This is a genomic window from Neorhizobium sp. NPDC001467 (genome assembly GCF_050275975.1).
Taxonomy (GTDB): domain Bacteria; phylum Pseudomonadota; class Alphaproteobacteria; order Rhizobiales; family Rhizobiaceae; genus Neorhizobium.
Map to the genome: position 1 here is coordinate 255,005 of NZ_JBNNPS010000006.1, position 16,990 is coordinate 271,994.

The 16,990-nt window shown below is 59.8% G+C and carries 16 protein-coding genes and 1 tRNA gene; 4 read left to right on the top strand and 13 right to left on the bottom strand.

Annotated elements, in window-relative coordinates:
• Window positions 1-90: 90 nt before the first annotated feature.
• Window positions 91-507, bottom strand: coding sequence for an iron response transcriptional regulator IrrA (irrA, locus tag ACQKKX_RS14685; protein WP_427571616.1), 417 nt, complete (start codon window positions 505-507; stop codon window positions 91-93).
• A 311-nt stretch (window positions 508-818) separates the two neighbouring features.
• Between irrA and fabA the strand changes: the two genes are divergently transcribed.
• The 3 genes from fabA to fabI are packed head-to-tail and all read left to right on the top strand — an operon-like array spanning window position 819 to window position 3,414.
• Window positions 819-1,334: a 3-hydroxyacyl-[acyl-carrier-protein] dehydratase FabA gene (fabA, locus tag ACQKKX_RS14690; RefSeq protein WP_427571571.1), complete on the top strand. Its 516-nt coding sequence runs from the start codon at window positions 819-821 to the stop codon at window positions 1,332-1,334.
• Between the two features lie 45 nt (window positions 1,335-1,379).
• Window positions 1,380-2,603 carry a beta-ketoacyl-ACP synthase I gene (gene fabB / locus ACQKKX_RS14695; protein WP_427571572.1) on the top strand — a complete coding sequence of 408 codons (1,224 nt, stop codon included), beginning with the start codon at window positions 1,380-1,382 and terminating at the stop codon, window positions 2,601-2,603.
• A gap of 4 nt (window positions 2,604-2,607) precedes the next feature.
• Window positions 2,608-3,414 carry an enoyl-ACP reductase FabI gene (fabI, locus tag ACQKKX_RS14700; RefSeq protein WP_427571574.1) on the top strand — a complete coding sequence of 269 codons (807 nt, stop codon included), beginning with the start codon at window positions 2,608-2,610 and terminating at the stop codon, window positions 3,412-3,414.
• 180 nt (window positions 3,415-3,594) lie between these two features.
• On the opposite strand, the gene ACQKKX_RS14705 is transcribed toward fabI, so the two are convergent.
• The 6 genes from ACQKKX_RS14705 to rbfA form a co-directional block, all read right to left on the bottom strand.
• Window positions 3,595-4,236 (bottom strand): tetratricopeptide repeat protein, encoded by a 642-nt coding sequence (locus ACQKKX_RS14705; RefSeq protein ID WP_427571576.1) that lies wholly within the window; start codon window positions 4,234-4,236, stop codon window positions 3,595-3,597.
• A 73-nt stretch (window positions 4,237-4,309) separates the two neighbouring features.
• Window positions 4,310-5,317 (bottom strand): class I SAM-dependent methyltransferase, encoded by a 1,008-nt coding sequence (locus ACQKKX_RS14710; RefSeq protein ID WP_427571577.1) that lies wholly within the window; start codon window positions 5,315-5,317, stop codon window positions 4,310-4,312.
• Between the two features lie 105 nt (window positions 5,318-5,422).
• Window positions 5,423-7,555 carry a polyribonucleotide nucleotidyltransferase gene (gene pnp / locus ACQKKX_RS14715; RefSeq protein ID WP_427571578.1) on the bottom strand — a complete coding sequence of 711 codons (2,133 nt, stop codon included), beginning with the start codon at window positions 7,553-7,555 and terminating at the stop codon, window positions 5,423-5,425.
• A gap of 319 nt (window positions 7,556-7,874) precedes the next feature.
• Window positions 7,875-8,144, bottom strand: coding sequence for a 30S ribosomal protein S15 (gene rpsO, locus ACQKKX_RS14720; RefSeq protein ID WP_427571579.1), 270 nt, complete (start codon window positions 8,142-8,144; stop codon window positions 7,875-7,877).
• Between the two features lie 170 nt (window positions 8,145-8,314).
• Window positions 8,315-9,244 (bottom strand): tRNA pseudouridine(55) synthase TruB, encoded by a 930-nt coding sequence (gene truB / locus ACQKKX_RS14725; protein ID WP_427571580.1) that lies wholly within the window; start codon window positions 9,242-9,244, stop codon window positions 8,315-8,317.
• Between the two features lie 6 nt (window positions 9,245-9,250).
• A complete protein-coding gene (rbfA, locus tag ACQKKX_RS14730; protein ID WP_427571581.1) occupies window positions 9,251-9,673 on the bottom strand; it encodes a 30S ribosome-binding factor RbfA in 423 nt (140 codons plus the stop codon).
• A gap of 446 nt (window positions 9,674-10,119) precedes the next feature.
• Between rbfA and ACQKKX_RS14735 the strand changes: the two genes are divergently transcribed.
• On the top strand, window positions 10,120-11,229 hold the full coding sequence (locus tag ACQKKX_RS14735) for a DUF475 domain-containing protein (protein ID WP_427571582.1): 1,110 nt from the start codon (window positions 10,120-10,122) through the stop codon (window positions 11,227-11,229).
• Window positions 11,230-11,307: 78 nt separating this feature from the next.
• On the opposite strand, the gene ACQKKX_RS14740 is transcribed toward ACQKKX_RS14735, so the two are convergent.
• The 6 genes from ACQKKX_RS14740 to ACQKKX_RS14765 all read right to left on the bottom strand — a co-directional run bounded on the left by ACQKKX_RS14740 (window position 11,308) and on the right by ACQKKX_RS14765 (window position 16,977).
• Window positions 11,308-12,060: an ABC transporter permease gene (locus ACQKKX_RS14740; protein WP_427571584.1), complete on the bottom strand. Its 753-nt coding sequence runs from the start codon at window positions 12,058-12,060 to the stop codon at window positions 11,308-11,310.
• The gene (locus ACQKKX_RS14745; protein ID WP_427571586.1) at window positions 12,057-12,995 is read right to left on the bottom strand and encodes an ABC transporter ATP-binding protein; all 939 of its coding nucleotides are present in this window, start codon (window positions 12,993-12,995) and stop codon (window positions 12,057-12,059) included. The genes ACQKKX_RS14740 and ACQKKX_RS14745 overlap by 4 nt, the downstream gene beginning before the upstream one ends.
• Window positions 12,992-14,203 carry an ABC transporter permease gene (locus ACQKKX_RS14750; RefSeq protein ID WP_427571588.1) on the bottom strand — a complete coding sequence of 404 codons (1,212 nt, stop codon included), beginning with the start codon at window positions 14,201-14,203 and terminating at the stop codon, window positions 12,992-12,994. The genes ACQKKX_RS14745 and ACQKKX_RS14750 overlap by 4 nt, the downstream gene beginning before the upstream one ends.
• Before the next feature lie 37 nt (window positions 14,204-14,240).
• Window positions 14,241-15,152 (bottom strand): glycine betaine ABC transporter substrate-binding protein OsmF, encoded by a 912-nt coding sequence (gene osmF, locus ACQKKX_RS14755; protein WP_427571590.1) that lies wholly within the window; start codon window positions 15,150-15,152, stop codon window positions 14,241-14,243.
• Between the two features lie 621 nt (window positions 15,153-15,773).
• Window positions 15,774-16,436: an HAD-IA family hydrolase gene (locus ACQKKX_RS14760; RefSeq protein ID WP_427571591.1), complete on the bottom strand. Its 663-nt coding sequence runs from the start codon at window positions 16,434-16,436 to the stop codon at window positions 15,774-15,776.
• A gap of 464 nt (window positions 16,437-16,900) precedes the next feature.
• Window positions 16,901-16,977 (bottom strand) — tRNA-Met (locus tag ACQKKX_RS14765).
• Window positions 16,978-16,990: the final 13 nt, after the last annotated feature.

A 16,990-nucleotide genomic window follows, 5' to 3' on the forward strand; every position in this document is an offset into this window, starting at 1 on the left:
CGACCATGCACACCGATGATTCGGCCGGCAGGCTTTCTAAACAATGCCGATTGGTTCTTGCGCCACACTGACCACCATCAAGAGGCTGGATCAGTCTTTCTTTTCGCGCAGCCGGATGATGACGTCGACATGGGCGATCTCCATTCCCTCCGGCGCAGGCGGCAGGTTTTCGATCGCCAGATTGTTGATCGGAATGTCGAGAACCTCGTTGCGACCTTCGACGAAGAAGTGATGGTGGTCGGACGTATTGGTATCAAAATAGGTCCGGGCACTTTCAACAGCGAGGACGCGGATCATCCCGGCTTCGGTGAACTGGTGCAGGGTGTTGTAAACTGTCGCCAGCGAAACCGGCACGCCGGCAGCAGTCGCCTCGTCATGCAGTTCCTCGACAGTCAGGTGACGATCGCCCTTGGCAAACAGGAGATCGGCGAGTGCGATACGTTGCCGCGTCGGACGCAGCCCGCATACCCGCAATCTTGTCTCGACGTCCATGCTGGCTTCAGCCATCATGTAAGCAAACTCCCGCGAAATCCTGTAAAGTCCAACATTCGATATAACTTTAGCCAGCAGCGGTTTCAATAGCGCGTCTAATTGCGTCAGCCGCAGGCGTTCCAGACCCGCATTGCCTCCGTGAAAAAACGCATTTTTGGCCGAAACGCCTCTGGTTTGGCGGCTTCGCTTCCTATATGCCGACGTGATCGAATGGGGCATTTCCTATGGATCGGTGTTAAACCGGTTGAGGCGGCTCCGATATTTATGTGCCGATCCAGGTTTAGAGATTCGGACGGCCGCGACAGACGGAGTAATGGATAATCCTGATGGCAACCCGACAGTCCAGCTATAGCTACGAGGAAATCCTCGCCTGCGCACATGGTGAACTCTTCGGACCCGGCAATGCGCAATTGCCGCTGCCGCCCATGCTGATGGTCCACCGCATCACGGATATCTCCGAAACCGGCGGCGCCTTCGACAAAGGCTATATCCGCGCCGAATACGATGTGCGTCCGGATGACTGGTACTTCCCCTGCCATTTCGAAGGCAATCCGATCATGCCAGGTTGCCTTGGCCTTGACGGCATGTGGCAGCTGACTGGCTTTTTCCTCGGATGGCTGGGTGAAGAAGGCCGCGGCATGGCGCTTTCCACCGGCGAAGTGAAGTTCAAGGGCATGATCCGGCCGGATACCAAGCTTCTGGAATATGGCATCGATTTCAAGCGCGTCATGAAGGGCCGCCTCGTGCTTGGCACCGCCGATGGGTGGCTGAAGGCCGACGGCGAAACCATTTACCAGGCAACCGACCTGCGCGTCGGTCTGTCCAAAGACAAGACGGCCTGAACCGCCTTAACCGGCGGTCTGCGAACACAACAAGGGTTTGATCACATGAGACGGGTAGTAGTCACGGGCCTGGGGATCGTGTCCTCGATCGGTAACGACGCTGGCGAAGTCACCGAATCCCTGCGTCAGGCAAAATCCGGCATTTCCTTTTCCCCTGATTTTGCCGAGCACGGTTTCAAGTGCCAGGTTTGGGGCAAGCCGGATATCGATACGACGGATCTCGTCGATCGCCGCGCCATGCGCTTCCTGTCCCAGGGCGGTGCCTGGAACCACGTCGCGATGAAGCAGGCGCTTGCAGACAGTGGCCTTGAGGAGAAGGACTACGCTCAGAACGAGCGTGCCGGCATCATCATGGGTTCGGGCGGTCCTTCCACCCGCACGCTGATCGAAGCCGCCGACATCACGATCAAGAACAACAGCCCGAAGCGCATCGGCCCGTTTGCCGTGCCGAAGGCGATGTCGTCCACAGCGTCCGCCACACTTGCCACCTGGTTCAAGATCCACGGCGTCAACTATTCGATCTCCTCGGCCTGCTCGACTTCGGCCCATTGCATCGGCAATGCCGCTGAAATGATCCAGTGGGGCAAGCAGGACATCATGTTCGCCGGCGGCCACGAGGATCTCGACTGGACCATGTCGAACCTGTTCGACGCCATGGGCGCCATGTCCTCGAAATACAACGACAACGCACCGAGCGCCTCGCGCGCCTACGATGTCGACCGCGACGGCTTTGTCATCGCAGGCGGTGCCGGCGTTCTGGTTCTCGAAGAACTGGAACATGCCAAGGCCCGCGGCGCCAAAATCTATGCCGAAATCACCGGTTACGGCGCCACTTCGGACGGTTACGACATGGTGGCTCCGTCGGGCGAAGGTGCCATTCGCTGCATGCGTCAGGCTTTGTCGACGGTGAAGGGCGATGTCGATTACATCAACACCCACGGCACCTCGACGCCTGTCGGCGATTCAAAGGAAATCGGCGCTATCCGCGAAGTGTTTAAGGACAAGATCCCGCACATCCAGTCGACCAAGTCGCTGACCGGACATTCGCTGGGTGCCGCGGGCGTGCAGGAATCGATCTATGGCCTGCTGATGATGCAGGCCGGCTTTATCGGCGAGAGCGCACATATCCAGACCCTTGATCCTGAATTCGACGGCGTTCCGATCGTGCGTGAGCGTATCGACAATGCCAAGATCGACACCGTCCTTTCCAACTCGTTCGGGTTCGGCGGCACCAATGCCACGCTCGTCTTCCAGCGCTATAACGGATAATCCCATGACCGGTATCATGCAGGGCAAACGCGGCCTGATCATGGGCGTTGCTAACAACCATTCCATCGCCTGGGGCATTGCCAAGGCGCTCTCGGCGCAGGGCGCAGAACTGGCCTTCACCTATCAGGGCGATGCGCTGGGAAAGCGCGTAAAACCGCTGGCGACCGAAGTCGGCTCCGATTTCGTCATTCCGTGCGACGTCGAAGACATCGCGTCGGTCGACGCGACCTTTGATGCCATCAAGGAGCGCTGGGGCTCCCTCGATTTCATCGTTCATGCCATCGGTTTTTCCGACAAGAACGAGCTGAAGGGTCAGTACGCCGACACCACGCGCGAAAACTTCTCTCGCACGATGGTCATCTCGTGCTTCTCCTTCACGGAGATCGCCAAGCGTGCGGCGCCGCTGATGGTGAATGGCGGCTCAATGCTGACATTGACCTATAACGGCTCGCAGCGCGTCATTCCGAACTACAACGTCATGGGTGTTGCCAAGGCGGCTCTTGAGGCTTCCGTGCGCTACCTCGCCGCCGATTTCGGTCCGAAGGATATCCGCGTCAACACGATCTCCGCAGGCCCCGTGCGCACGCTTGCCGGCGCGGGCATTTCGGACGCCAGGGCGATCTACACCTGGAACAAGGAAAATGCGCCGCTGCGCCGTACCGCGACCATTGAGGATATCGGCGGCTCGGCGCTCTACCTGCTCTCCGACCTGTCGCGCGGCGTGACCGGCGAAGTGCATTACGTAGATGCGGGCTACAGCATCACCTCGCTGCCGACGCTGGACAAGCTGCGCAAGGCAGACGTCGAGTAAGGTCATAGCCTAGCTCTGGGAAGTGGCGTGTGCATCGGAATGCGCACGCCACTTGCGTTTCGGGCTCGAGAAATCGTCATCGCGCACTGGACGTAATCGACGCCGCCGCAGCCGATCGCGCGGCATGACACGTCCGTCCTTTCCGATCGGCGCTGCGCGCTCGGAATTGAAGCGGCCGGATTATGGGCTTTTCGTTATCTCCTCGGCCGCCTGGCGGTTTCCCGCGGCCGCTGCTTCCTTCATAAGAGCTTTTGCTCTCTTGGGATCTTCCTCGGCCAGAAGATGCGCCAGCTTCCACTTGGCCCAATGATCCTTTGTTTTCGGGAGGCTGCGCTCAAGATAACGCCGCGCCAGCGCCACATCCTTCTTTACGCCCTCACCGTCGGCGAGCATGAAGGCAAGCATATGGTAGGCCCATATATTGTCGTTATCGGCAGACACGCGGTACCAGATCGCCGCGATCGCGGGGTCGGCTTGCACGCCAATCCCCTTCTGATAGCACCACCCGACCTTGAGCTGGCCGTGCTTGTCGTTTCTGGCAGCCGATCTCATGTACCAGGTGAAGGCTTGGACAGGATCCTTGGAAACGCCTGTGCCATGCTCGTAAAGTTCGCCCAGTTTGAACGCAGCGACGGGATTGCCCTTTTCGGCCGCTATGCGGAAATAACGCGCGACCCTGCCAGGATCAGCGCCATGTCCTGGACCCGGTTCCTGATAGAATTCGGCGGCATTGAACCACTCCCAGGAATTTGTCGTCTGGTCCGAACGAGCGGGCATTGCTGCAACAAGCAGACCCACGAGACTGCAAACCGTCGTGCGCATGCTGTCCCCCCAACACCACCGAACACAACCCTAGAATGCGTTTGGTGATATTGGCAAGTCGGCGGACAAACCTTTATTTGCGTGCCCAAAGCACCTTGAAGCGCGCGTTGCGGCAGGTCTCGCCGCTTTCGCGGAAATTTTCCGTCAGAACCTGCTCGTAGGGCAGGCCACGATTGGCCACCATCAGCAGCTGGCCGCCGCTGCGCAGCGATCCGGCTGCCGTGCGGATCATCGCCTTGCCGAGCTCGGGATCTGCCGCCCGTGCCTCGTGGAAGGGCGGGTTCATGATGACCAGATCGTATTTTTCCTTCGGCGGCTCCGCGCCGAGATCCTGCCAGAAGAAACGGGCTGCGAGGTCCGGGCAATTGCCGGCGAGATTGCGCTTGGCGAATTCCAGCGCCTGCCAGTCGGCCTCGAACAGGTCGATACGGTTGGTGCGGCGAGACTTTTCGGCCAGCATGACGGAGAGGTAACCCCAGCCTGCGCCAAAGTCGGCGGCGTTGCCGTCGAAATCGCTCGGGAGGCGGCTTGCGAGCAGCTCAGAGCCCGGATCGACGTGATCATGGGAGAAGATGCCGGGAATGGTCTCGAAGCGCCCCTCGACCATGCCTGCGGTCTTGCGGAGCGCCTTGATGCTGGCGGATGCGTCTTCCGGGCGGCCGAACCAGATGGCGACGCCATGATATTTGGGCGCGTAGTCGAGAATGATGCCAAGTTTCAGCAGCGTGGTGCGAAGCGACTGGATGCCGTCTTCCTTGCCGCCAGCAATGACGATGATGCCGCCAACCTTCACGCGGGCCAGAGCTTCGGCGATGCGGTTCTCGTTTTCGCCGCGATGCTTGCCGCAGAGCACGAGACCGAAATCATAGTCCTCGCCATCCGCTTCCGGGAGGGCGTTGTCGCCCAATGCGCGGAAAAGCGGCCGGAAGGGCTGCACGGCGGTGATATCGCCCAGAAACTCAGACGGCTTCACATGTCCGGCCTCGGCACCGAGGAAGAGCACACGCTCGCCCTCGCCCGGCATTGGCACCGCATCGGTAGCAAAGGGATGGAAAAGCGTCTTGAGGGCGTCTCGGCTCATGATGTCGGACCTTGGGAATTTGGGGAGCGGTGTTGTTCTCGGGACAATAAAGAAAAGGCGCGGAAGACAATGCTCCCGCGCCTCGATCTTGCGATCAGCGAAAGCTTACTCGGCTGCTTCGCCTTCGGCCTTCTTGATTTCCTGGCCGGTTGCCTGGTCGACGACCTTCATGGACAGGCGAACCTTGCCGCGCTCATCGAAGCCCATCAGCTTGACCCAGACCTTCTGGCCTTCCTTGACCACGTCCGAGGTCTTGGCAACACGGTCAGAAGCAAGCTGCGAAATGTGCACGAGGCCATCGCGGGCGCCGAAGAAGTTGACGAAGGCGCCGAAATCGGCGGTCTTCACAACGGTACCTTCATAGATCACGCCAACTTCCGGCTCTGCAACGATCGAATGGATCCACTTGCGGGCCGCTTCGATTTCCTTGCCAGAGGACGAGGCGATCTTGACGGTGCCGTCGTCTTCGATGTTGATCTTGGCGCCGGTCTTTTCGACGATTTCGCGGATGACCTTGCCGCCCGAACCGATGACTTCACGGATCTTGTCGACCGGGATGTTCATCACTTCGATGCGCGGTGCGAATTCGCCGAGCTGCGAACGGCCTTCGGAGATGGCGTTGGCCATTTCGCCGAGGATGTGGGTACGACCGCCCTGTGCCTGGGCAAGCGCGACCTTCATGATCTCTTCGGTGATGCCGGCGATCTTGATGTCCATCTGCAGCGAGGTGATGCCGTCGGCAGTACCGGCTACCTTGAAGTCCATGTCGCCGAGGTGGTCTTCGTCGCCGAGGATATCGGAGAGAACCGCAAAACGGTCACCTTCGAGGATCAGGCCCATGGCGATACCGGCAACCGGCTTTGCCAGCGGAACGCCGGCATCCATCAGAGCAAGCGAAGTACCGCAGACGGTTGCCATCGAGGACGAGCCGTTCGATTCTGTGATCTCGGAGACGACGCGCAGCGTGTAGGGGAACTGTTCAGCCGACGGCAGCATCGGACGGATAGCGCGCCATGCGAGCTTGCCGTGACCGATTTCGCGGCGGCCCGGGGAACCCATGCGGCCGGTTTCACCAACAGAGTAGGGAGGGAAGTTGTAATGGAGCAGGAAGCGCTCCTTGTACATGCCGGTCAGGCTGTCGACATACTGTTCGTCTTCGCCGGTGCCGAGCGTGGCAACAACGATCGCCTGCGTTTCACCGCGGGTGAACAGCGACGAGCCGTGGGTGCGCGGCAGAATGCCGACTTCCGACGTGATCGCGCGAACGGTCGACAGGTCGCGGCCATCGATGCGGCTCTTGGTGTCGAGGATGTTCCAGCGAACGATCTTGGCCTGCAGGTGCTTGAAGATCGCACCGATGACTTCAGCGGTGTACTTCGGCTCTTCGCCTTCCGGGAAGTAGTGTGCCTTGACCTTGGCCTTTACGGCGTCGATGGCAGCGTAACGATCAGCCTTCTGGGTGATCTTGTAGCCTTCGCGAAGCTCAGCTTCGAAATGCTTCAGCATGTCGGCTTCGAGCTCTGAATGGTCTTCCGGCTGGAAATCGCGCGGTTCCTTGGCGGCGACTTCGGCGAGCTTGATGATCGCGTCGATGACCGGCTGGAAACCCTTGTGGCCGAACATGACGGCGCCAAGCATGACTTCTTCGTTGAGTTCCTTGGCTTCCGATTCAACCATCAGGACGGCGTCCTGGGTGCCGGCAACAACGAGGTCCAGAACCGACTCGTCCATCTCGTCGAGATGCGGGTTCAGGACGTATTCGCCGTTGATGTAACCAACGCGGGCGCCGCCGATCGGGCCCATGAAGGGAACGCCCGACAGCGTCAGCGCGGCCGAGGTCGCAACCATGGACAGGATGTCCGGGTTGTTTTCGAGGTCATGCTGGACGACGGTGACGACGACCTGCGTGTCATTCTTGTAGCCTTCCGGGAAGAGCGGGCGGATCGGACGGTCGATCAGACGCGAAACCAGCGTTTCGTTTTCCGAAGGACGGCCTTCGCGCTTGAAATAGCCGCCCGGGATCTTGCCGGCAGCGTAGGTCTTTTCCTGGTAGTTGACGGTCAGCGGGAAGAAGTCCTGGCCCGGCTTCGGCGCCTTGGCCGAAACGACGGTGGCGAGAACGACGGTTTCGCCATAGGTGGCGAGAACGGCGCCGTCAGCCTGGCGAGCGATCTTGCCCGTTTCCAGCTTCAGCGGGCGGCCGGCCCATTCGATTTCAACAGAGTGGGTATTGAACATGTTTTGTCCTTCAATGCGGGAATGGCGACACGCCATCAGGGCGCCGGCACAGTCGACCGCAGATGTGACACATCACGGGCAAGACAACGAGACGCTCCGATCCCTCTCAAGGGAAACATTGGCCAAAATCTCGAAAGAATCCTGGCCAATAAAGCATCCGGCAATCCTGCCCCATGACAGGTCGGGGTTAATCTGGCGAACCGGCCCATCCGGTTTCACCGACAGTTTTCGCACACATGATGCGCGCGACAGGCATTGGGCATGAAGCCCTTAAAAACGGCTCCGGCGGGCGCCCTTATCGAACGCCCGCCGGAAGATATTAGCGGCGGATACCCAGGCTGGTGATCAGCTTGGTGTAACGGCCTTCATCCTTCTTCTTGAGATAGTCAAGAAGCGAACGGCGGCTGGAAACCATGGTCAGGAGGCCACGACGTGAGTGGTTGTCCTTCTTGTGGCCCTTGAAGTGCTCGGTCAGATTGTTGATCCGCTCAGTGAGGATGGCAACCTGGACTTCCGGCGAACCGGTGTCGCCTTCGACGGTTGCGTATTCCTTGATGAGTTCGGCCTTGCGTTCTGCAGTGATCGACATCGTATGATCCTTATGTGAAGAGGAATATGGGTCGCCAGAGGCCGGGATGTCGTCCAGCCTAGGCCGTGAATGCTGGGGACTATGCCCTTCGGCATGCCTAGCTGGCGCTGCCTATAGACCATTCACACCGGAATGGGAAGAGGCGGCCACAGAGATGCATTTCGACCCGCTCAGCCGAACACCCGTTTGGGGCGGAATTCCCCCTGGGCAATCTCGCCGATCGCAACCAGACGACCCTTGGCGGTGGCATAGACTTCCGGCGCTTCAAGCGGAGCATCGCGGCCACGGACGATGACCGGATTGCCCATCCGGATCCGATAGGCCTGATCCTCGCTGAGCGGCAGATGCGGCAGGTCGGACAGCGCCTCGACGGTATCGACCAGCAATGCGTCGAGGGCAGCCAGCCGTTCTTCGCGATCCTCGATGCTTTCCAGCGCGACAAGGTTGGCCAGCGGCACCATCTTTTCTTCGGCAAACGGGGCGACGAAGGTGCGACGCAGGTTCGAGACATGGCCGAAACAGCCGAGGTCGAGACCGAAGTCGCGGGCCAGCGCCCGAACATAGGTGCCCTTGCCGCATTCGACCTCGAAATGTGCGCAATTGTCTTCTGCGCCAAGCAGTGTGAGGCGGAAGATTTCGACTTCACGTGAGGGAATTTCCACCACTTCGCCTTCGCGGGCCAGATCGTAAGCGCGTTCGCCCGCTATCTTGATGGCGGAAAACTGCGGCGGGACCTGGCTGATGACACCGGTATAGTTAGACAGGATATCGCGGATATCCTGCTCCGCCGGGCGCTTGTCGGAACTTTCGATCACTTCGCCTTCAAGATCGTCAGTCGAGCGCTGCTCGCCCCAGGTGACGGTGAACTCATAGATCTTGCGACCATCCATCACGTAGGGCACGGTCTTGGTCGCATCCCCCAAAGCGATCGGCAGCATGCCCGAAGCCAGCGGGTCAAGTGTGCCGGCATGGCCGGCTTTCTGAGCATTGAACAGCCATTTGATCTTGGAGACGGCCTCGGTCGAGCCGAAATCGACGGGCTTGTCGAGGATCACCCAGCCGGAGACCGGCCGGCCCTTGGGTTTACGCGGTTTGGACATTCTTCTCTATTCTTGTTCATCGCCCGAGGCGGTGCCGGAATTCGCACCGAGGTCACGCTGCACTTCCGGCGACTTCAAAAGCTCGTCGATCTTCTTGTAATTGTCGAAGCTGGTATCGTCGCGGAAACGCACTTCGGGCATATATTTCATCTGGCGCAGCTGACCGCCGAGGCGACCGCGAATGTATTTGGCATTGCGGTTGAGCGCATCGATGACGGCCTTGTGGTCGGGCAGGCCGAGCGGCGTGACATAGGCCGTGGCAATCTTCAAGTCCGGCGACATGCGCACTTCCGAAACGGAGATGACGGTCTTCTCGATGAGATCGTCGCGCACTTCCCCGCGCTGGAGAACCTGCGTGATGGCAGCGCGAACCTGTTCGCCCACCCGCAGCATCCGCTGCGAGGGCGCGGAAGACGTTGCTTTGCTCATGTGTTGTTTTTCTTTCTTTTCATGACCGCTTCGATACCGATCCTATCAGAAAAATCGTCGTTTGGCGCGGGCAGGCGTGCTCCATGCCTCTTTGATGGGAAAAGGTCAAGCTTGGTCTGTCCACCGGACACGCGAGCTGCAAGCCGGGACAGCGGCCATGAGCGGTCATCACACGTTAGGCATCGATGGCACGAGCTCTTGACGAAACACTAAAAACAGCCAAATCTCCTGATGTCTTCGCGGGCATAACCGAGCCCGCGAACGAAACCCTTGGTGCCGGGCCCCTCTGGCGAGAGTTTTTACGGCGCTCTCGCGATGTCGGTGCCGCCTGCAAAACAGCCGGCGGATTATAACGTCATGACAAAATCCCAATTCTTCGGGATGGATGCCGCATGCGGCACGCCCATCTTCTCCATGCCTGTTCTCTCGATCCGGGGGAATATCGCATGAACCAGTCATCATCATCTTCCACGCTCGGCTATTTTCGCTGGGCCTTCATTGTTACAGCGCTCGGCCTGATCCTCGGCGGTGTTCTTGGCTGGCAATCCACCGGCACTATCGGCGGTACGGCCACCATCTTCTTCATCTGCGTCGTGCTTGCGGTGCTGGAAATCTCGCTTTCCTTCGACAACGCCATCGTCAACGCCAACAAGCTGAAGGACATGACCCCGGAATGGCAGCATCGCTTCCTGACCTGGGGCATCATCATCGCCGTCTTCGGCATGCGGATCGTCTTCCCGCTTCTGATCGTGGTGATTGCCGCTCAGATCGGCCCGATCGACGCGATCGTTCTGGCGGCCAGCCAGCCGGAAGAATATTCTCGGATCATGAACGATGCGCATCTGCCGATCGCAGCCTTCGGCGGCACGTTCCTGATGATGGTGGGCCTGTCCTACTTCTTCAATCAGGAGAAGGACGTGCACTGGATCCCGTTCCTCGAAACGCCGATGGCGCGCTTTGCCGGAATCAAGGGCATCGAGATCGCAGTCGTTCTGCTGCTTATCCTGCTCTTCTCACGCCTTATCGGTGGCGAGGATGCAGTAACCTTCGTGCATTCGGCAATCTACGGTCTCGTCACCTTCCTGGTCGTGGAAGTGATCGGCGGTCTGCTCGATGCCCAGCAGAAAACCATGTCGGAAGCCGCAAAGGGTGGCCTTGGCGCCTTCATCTATCTGGAAGTGCTGGATGCCAGCTTCTCCTTCGACGGCGTCATCGGCGCGTTCGCGCTCACACACAACCTGTTCATCATCGCGATCGGTCTCGGCATCGGCGCCATGTATGTTCGCTCCATGACAATCATGCTGGTCGAAAAGGGCACGCTTACCCATTACCGCTATCTCGAGCATGGCGCCTTCTATGCCATCCTCATTTTGTCGGTGATCATGTATGTCCAGACGATGTTCCACATTCCGGAAGTCATTACCGGCCTTGGTGGCGCGACCCTGATCGGCATCTCGCTATGGTCATCGATCACCTATAACCGCCGCCATGTCGAGAGAGACCGACACGACGGCACGCTTGAGCGACCTGTGGAAGCGAAGCCCAGCGAAGCCTGATCCGGCCTGCATTCATGAAAACGAAGCCGCCTGTCTCGCAAGGGACAGGCGGTTCTCGTTCGAAGCAAGCGTGATTCCTCACTCTGTCCGGTTCAGCCCGGATCGCCGGGCTGCCGCGCGCTCGGCCAGGGCCAGCGCGTCCGAGATCAGCACCGCCAGTACCGCCACGACCATGCCGCCCTGAAGCACGAAGGCAAGGTTGTTGGATTGCAGCCCCGCAATGATAACTTCACCGAGCGTCCGGGCCGCAACGGTCGAACCGATGGTCGCCGTTGCCAGGCCGATGACCAGTGAAAGCTTGATCCCCCCCAAGATGAGCGGAAAGGCGAGCGGCAATTCCACCTTCAGCAGGCACTGACGGCCAGTCATCCCAGTCCCTCGTGCGGCCTCCATCACCGAGGCTGGCAATGTCGATAATCCGGTCAGTGTGTTTTCGAAGATTGGTAGCAGACCGTAAAGAAACAAGGCAATCAATGTCGGCCATTCACCGAAACCAAGCATGGGCACGGTCAGCGCCAGGACCGCGACCGGCGGAAAGGTTTGACCGATATTGACCAGGCTGCGCGATAGAGGAAGAAACTCCTGACCCTTCCCACGTGTCACAAGAATGGCGAGACCGACGGCAACCACGGTCGCCGCCATGGTCGCGCACAACACGACAATCAGGTGCGACACCGTCAGCGACATGAGGCTAGCCTGCGTATATATGGCCGGCGCGCCGCCCTCCGTCAAAGGCTGCAGAAGGGCTGAGAACCACTCGGGGCGAGAGAGAAACGCCACAAGCGCGATAAGCATAATGAGCCGACTAATCCATCCGATGCCCGACGTCATGCTGGTCTCTCGGCCTGTTTGGCAAGAGCGTCTCGCGTAACGCGCCCGATGACATGACCATCCTTGCCCATGACCGGCAGTGCCGGTCTGCCGGACCAGAGCATTTCCGCCAGTGCATCGCGCTGGCTGGCGTCGGCCCCGATCGTTTCTCCTTCAGCCGTGCCGGGCTCGATTGCCGACGCGACATTATTGAGCGAGAGGAGGCGAAACGGCCGCTCCGTTGTGCCGACCAGCGACGCAACAAAATCATTGGCCGGCTGAGCAAGGATCTCGGCGGGGCTAGCATATTGCAGAAGGCGGCCACCACCCATGACGGCGATGTTGTCAGCCAGCGCAAACGCCTCTTCCATGTCATGCGTCACCAGGACGATCGTGGTGCCAAAATGTTTCTGGATCGCAAGCAGATCGTCCTGCGCCTTGGCGCGAATGACCGGGTCGAGGGCGCCGAACGGCTCGTCCATCAAAAGCAGGTTCGGTTCCGCCGCCAGGGCGCGCGCAACACCCACTCTTTGGCTTTGCCCGCCAGAAAGTTCGTGCGGGAAACGCGGGCCGAAGGCGGCGGGCTCGAGCTGAAACAATCGCAGGAGTTCGTCGACACGTGCAGCTATACGGTCTTTGGGCCAGCCCAGCAGCTTTGGCACGGTTGCAATGTTGTCGGCAACGGTGCAATGCGGGAACAGGCCGTGGCCCTGGATGGCGTAACCGATCCGGCGGCGCAGTTCATGCGGCGCGATGACGCCATTGTCCTGGCCATGGATGCGAATCGTGCCGGCACTCGGTTCCACCAAACGGTTGATCATGCGCAGGAGCGTCGTCTTGCCGGAACCGGACGTGCCGACAACGACCGTGATCGAGCCTTCCTCAATCGTCATCGATACCGTATCGACCACAGTGGTCTGGCCGAAAACCTTGGTAATACCGTCGATTTCGATCATGGGATTGCCTCCTTGGATCCGGCCGTCGCGCCGGGCGCCGTCTTTGCCGGTGCTAGATTGGCCGGTGCTGTCAGTTCCACCATGGCGTCTAGAATAACCGCTGCAGCAAAGGCCAACACCACCGTGGGCACCGCGCCGAGAAGGACGAGATCCATAGCCGTCTGACCGAGGCCTTGGAACACGAAGACGCCGAAACCGCCGCCGCCGATCAGGGCTGCGATGGTAGCGAGACCGATATTCTGGACGAGCACGATGCGAATGCCGGTCAGGATGACCGGCAGCGCCAGCGGCAGCTCGACCTGTACCAGGCGTTGGCGATCCGTCATGCCGACGCCGCGAGCGGCATCGTTGGCTCCCCGTGGCACGCCGGCAAGACCGCCGACGGTGTTGGCGACCATCGGCAGCAACGAATAGAGAAAAAGGGCGACGAGAGCCGGCGCCGTGCCAATGCCACGGATGCCGGCCTCGGCGCTCCCGGGTATGTTGGCGGCTATCCAGGACAGCGGGCCGATGAGAATGCCGAACAGGGCGATCGAGGGAATGGTCTGGACGATATTGAGACTGTTGAGAATGGTCGCGCGCAGCGGCTCGACCCGGTGCGAGACGATACCGAGCGGAATGCCGATCAGGGCGGCGACCCCCAGTGAACCAAGTGCCAGCGTCACGTGCCGGCCCGCCTCCGTCCAAAACGTGTCAGCCCGGGCGGCATATTCCTTCATGATGGAAAGATCATTCCAAAGGTCCGACATCAGGACGAGGGTCGAGGCCGCAGCGATGGCCAAGAGGAATGCAATCCGTGTCCATGCGCCCGGCCGCATACGTGCTAGAGAATCCGTTGCCATCAGTGCGAAGGCGGCCCCCAACATCCAGAAACCCGACCCCGGCGACACACGGGCGTAGCTGTTGCCCTGCGGCGTCAAGAACGTCGCAGCCTTGCCGATGGCGATCACCAGCGTCGCGATGAGGACGAGGCTTGTCACCAGCCTGATCGGTACCGGCGTGCGCAGAAGCGCAATGCCGATGCCGATGACCACGATCGCCATGAGAGCAATGGCGAGCCAAGATGGCAGAGCGTCGAGCAGAGAGCGCCCTTCCCCCTGGACAATACGGTTGGCGCGAAAAATCGCGAAGGGCGCGACGAGACCGTAGGCGGCGATCGCTACGACCACCGCGCCAACCCGGTCGATCCGGTTCAGTCCCTGCCTCATTCAGGCTCCACCTGTGGCCCTGCCGGCCTCCATCGGCTTATTTCACGAAACCGTTGACCTTGAGAAAATCGTCCGCGACGGCCTTTGCAGGCTCCCCGCCCAACTGAACGCGCCCGTTCAACTCCTGCAAAGTAACGAGATCGAGCTTTTCGAAAACGGGCTTGAGCAGGCTTTCGATCTGCGGATTTTCCTTCAACACTGTCTCACGGATGATCGGTGATGGCTGATAGACAGGCTGCACCCCCTTGTCGTCCTCCAGGACGACAAGACCGGAGGGCGCGATGCCGCCGTCCGTGCCATAGACCATGGCCGCGTTGGCGCCGCTGGTCTGGTTGGCCGCAGCCGCGATTGTCGCCGCCGTGTCGCCACCCGAAAGCGTAATCAGCTGGTCGGCCTTGAGCGTGAACCCGTAGGTCTTCTGGAAGGCCGGAAGCGCTGCAGCCGAGTTCACAAATTCCGAAGAGGCAGCGAGCTTTACCGCGCCGCCCCCAGCGACATATTTGCCGAAATCGCTCAAGGTGACGAGTTTATTGGCTTCGACGACATCCTTGCGCAGCGCGATCGCCCAAGTGTTGTTGGCCGGCGAAGGCGTCAACCAGACAATCTTGTTGGCGGCGTAATCCAATGTCTTGGCTTGCTGGTAAGCCTTCGCGGCGTCGTTCCAGCCGGCATCACCGCTTTTTTCAAAAAAGAAAGCGGCATTGCCGGTATATTCGGGATAGATGTCGATTTCGCCTGCGGTGATTGCCTTGCGCACAACGGGTGTTGCACCGAGCTGAATGCGGTCGGTCGTTTTGATGCCGTTCGCAGTCAGCACCGACAGAATGATGTTGCCGAGAACACCGCCTTCTGTATCGATTTTCGACGATACGACGACCTGAGCCTGCGCCTGGCCGAATGTGAGGGAGGCCGCCAGAAACGCGCCGGCGAGTTTTGTCATCATGCGCATAAGGATTGTCCTTTTTCCTGAGGTCCGTTCGGCAGTCGCCCGTGGGAACGCACCAATCGACCATAAAAATCCGGATCGGTCCCGGCATGGTTTTGCAATTAGGACCCGGCGAGCGAAAAAACAGGGCGCGCGCGGGTGAGGCATCAAAAAAGCATCGCGTGGCGAACCGTCGGCTGTCGGATCGAATGATGATTTGCCCGGCACACGTGTCTAAGCCCGTTCCCCTCTTCAGCAGCTCCAGCAGGCTGCCGATAGGCGCCGAGCAGGCCTGAGCCTCTTCGCACGAGACGGTTCAAGACGGGGTACGGCGCTAAGAATCGAGTTCGAAACTGTCTCGACGACAAAACGGGCATGAGAATTTCCCGTTTCCCTTGCCGCTCGGAAGCTGCAGATTTGGCGCCGATACAAGAACATTTTTGCGCCGATCTGGGCATGGTCGGACGGTCATAGATCTCTGTTCGCGGGATAGATCGTGCCGGTTTGGCGGCCTGCATATTTCGCAAGTGCTTCAGCACGTGTCGAGGCGGACATTGTCAAAACTCCGGCAGCAGCGGCAGTCGCGGGCGTCAGACCGGGCGGCGAATGCAGAAGTTCCAAAGCCGCATCGGTAGACGGACAGTCCTATCGACGGACGATAGACAAGCGGCCCTCTTCGTTGAGACGGACGGCAAGATCGCGATAATCGGCAATGGTCGAATGGCGTGTCGCGAGCGGCTGGTCGTGTGTGTGGGTAATGACGGTCACATCGGCGCCGGCGGCCTCGCCTGCCCTCACACCGGCCATCACATCCTCGAACACCATGGTTTCGTCGGGGCTAACGCCGAGCTTTTCGGCGCCCGCGATATAACATTGCGGGTCGGGCTTGCCAATTGTCACGTCTTCCGCCGTCACCATGTATTGAGGTTCGGCGATCCCCGCCGCTGCAAGCCGTCTCTTGGCGAGCGCGATGGGAGACGATGTGACGATCGCCCATTTCTCCCGCGGCAGGGCAGCCAGAAAGTCGATAGCCCCGGGAATTGGGACCACACCTTCGACATCGTCGATCTCGCCTTGCAAGATGAACGCGGCCTCCGCAGCCGCATCCACGCCCGGCAGGTCCAGCTCACTGATAGTGTCGATGCCACGCTTGCCATGCATAGTGGGCAGGAATTTTTCGACATCCAAACCGTGACTTGCGGCCCAGCGTCCCCAGACACGTTCTGCGGACGCACGCGAATTCAGGATTGTACCATCCATGTCGAACAGGAAAGCGGCGTAGGACTTGGTCGGCAGGCTATGGGACATGCGAAGATTACCTCGTTGAGAAAGAAGGCGCGCTTTAAGGATAAGGAACTCAGATATGGATGCAAACCACGATGTGATTTAACGGGGATATCCGGGGTCGATCGGCTTCGTGCCGGGAGATAAAGGCTGCCAGGGCAATTGGTTTCAGCGTATCGCGCAAGCTGAATAGCCTTCCATTCGAGCAGCGATGGATGCAGCCGAACTCCGAAAAAGCCGGTCGCGCGACGAGCGCTGCCAGGCGCAAGCCTGCCCGCTCTGGCATTCGATACGATGCATAATGCAAACCGCTTCTTGCCGGCTACGGGACGCTCGTAACCAACGACCGTCTCCCCATGGAGATCGAACGCGGCAAAGTCACACGAGTTCAACTTTATGGCAGGACTTTTCCGTCTCAGGAACCGGCATTGTTTGGCCTTGCGGCTTTTTTGCTGCCGGGATGGGTTTGTTTATGTGTATGGAGTTTTTGGTTGCGGGGGCAGGATTTGAACCTGCGGCCTTCAGGTTATGAGCCTGACGAGCTACCGGGCTGCTCCACCCCGCGTCACCAAGAATAC